The organism is Spirillospora sp. NPDC049652, from assembly GCF_040675125.1.
Taxonomy (GTDB): domain Bacteria; phylum Actinomycetota; class Actinomycetes; order Streptosporangiales; family Streptosporangiaceae; genus Spirillospora.
On record NZ_JBFAOF010001300.1, the window covers coordinates 1 to 1,620 of the forward strand.

Genomic DNA, 1,620 nt, shown 5'->3' on the forward strand with positions numbered 1-1,620 from the left:
GCTCGTCCTGCCAGGGGCCGCTGGCGCTGACGTCCGCGCACGCCGCGCCGTACTGCCGCTGGTGCGGGCGGATCGCGGGGAACTGGCACTGCCCGGAGTGCGGCTCCTTCCAGCTCCGCGCGGTCGTCGTCGGGGCCCGCCGCACCGCCGAGGAGCTGGGCCGGGCGTTCCCCGGCGCGGCGGTCCGCACCTCCGGGCGCGACGGCGTCCTGGACACGGTCGGCCCCGGGAAGGCGCTGGTCGTGTCCACTCCGGGCGCCGAGCCGGTCGCCGAGGACGGGTACGCCGCCGCGCTTCTGCTGGACGGCTGGGCCCTGCTCGGCCGCGCCGACCTGCGCGCCGCCGAGGAGGCCCTGCGGCGTTGGATGAACGCCGCCGCGCTCGTCCGGCCGGGCGGTCCGGTCGTGGTCGCCGCCGACGGGTCGCTGCCCGCCGTCCAGGCGCTGATCCGCTGGGACCCGGTCACCTTCGCCGAGCGGGAGCTGGCCGAGCGCCGCGAGGCCGGGTTCCCGCCCGCGTTCCGGATGGCGTCGCTGACCGCCACCCCGGCCGCGATCCGCGAGCTGCTGGACGACGCGCGCCTGCCCGCGTCCGCCGAGGTGCTGGGGCCGGTTCCGGTCGCCGAGCAGCTCCAGCCGGGGCAGCAGGCCCGCGAGCGGGCCCTGGTCCGGGTGCCGCGCGCCGACGGCCTGCCGCTCGCCCGCGAGCTCCAGGCCGGGCAGGGCGTCCGCAGCGCGCGCAAGACGACCGAGTACGTCCGCGTCCAGATGGACCCCCTCGAACTCATCTGAGTCCAAGCGGCCGTGTCAAAGACCTCAGCCATGCGCGAACGCGTTACCTGCCCGGTGGAGCGAAGCCGAAGGCGAGCGCAACCGGGCAGATCGCGAAGCGATGCCGCGTTCGCCCAGTCACGGTCACGTAGCGAGCCTTCAGGCGAGCGCAGTGGGCCGGGACTCTGACAACACAGCCGGGACTGTGACAACACAGCTTAGGGTTGCGGTGTGGGCGACGACGGTTGGGTGCGGGACGTCGCGGACCGGTTCGCCGAGTGGGCGGACGGCCGCGCCGGTGCGGCGGCGAGCCAGGACGCGCACGGCGATGTCGATGTCGACGTTGACGTGGACGGCGCGGAGCTGCTGCTCGACCTCGCGCGCGAGGAGCTGGGCCTCACCGGTCCGGAGGGGTTGACGCCCGGGGTCCTGCGGACGCTGCTGCTGGAGGTCTTCCCCGAGACGGTGGTCGCCGAGGCGGGCGAGGTCCCGTCGATCCTCGGGGCGCTGCGGTCGCTGTTCGCCTGCCTGGACGAGACGGGCGCGCTCCCGGCCGGACGGGCCGCCGCGCTCGACGCCGAACTGGAGGCGGTCACCCCCGCGTTCGCCCGGGTCGTCGCGGACACCGACACCGACGAGCGGCGCGCCGCGGCCGAGGTGGTCGCCGGGATGATGGCCGAGGACGGCGTGGACACCGCCGACGCCGGGGCCGTCGAGCGCTGGGTCGCCGGGTTCGAGGCGCTGCCCGAGGCCGAGCGGTTCGCCCGCGCCGAGGAATACCTGCGGCGGGCCGAGGAGATGGTGGTCCCGCCCGTCCGGCTGGCGCCGGCGGCGGAGCTGGCCCGCGCCG

The 1,620-nt window shown here is 76.5% G+C and carries 1 protein-coding gene and 1 pseudogene; both read left to right on the forward strand.

The window, feature by feature from the left end:
• Window positions 1-791 (forward strand): annotated as a pseudogene (locus tag AB0J52_RS39610) (primosome assembly protein PriA); the annotation flags it as partial.
• Window positions 792-1,001: 210 nt separating this feature from the next.
• On the forward strand, window positions 1,002-1,620 hold a 619-nt coding region (locus tag AB0J52_RS39615), incomplete at its 3' end, for a hypothetical protein (protein WP_500188271.1).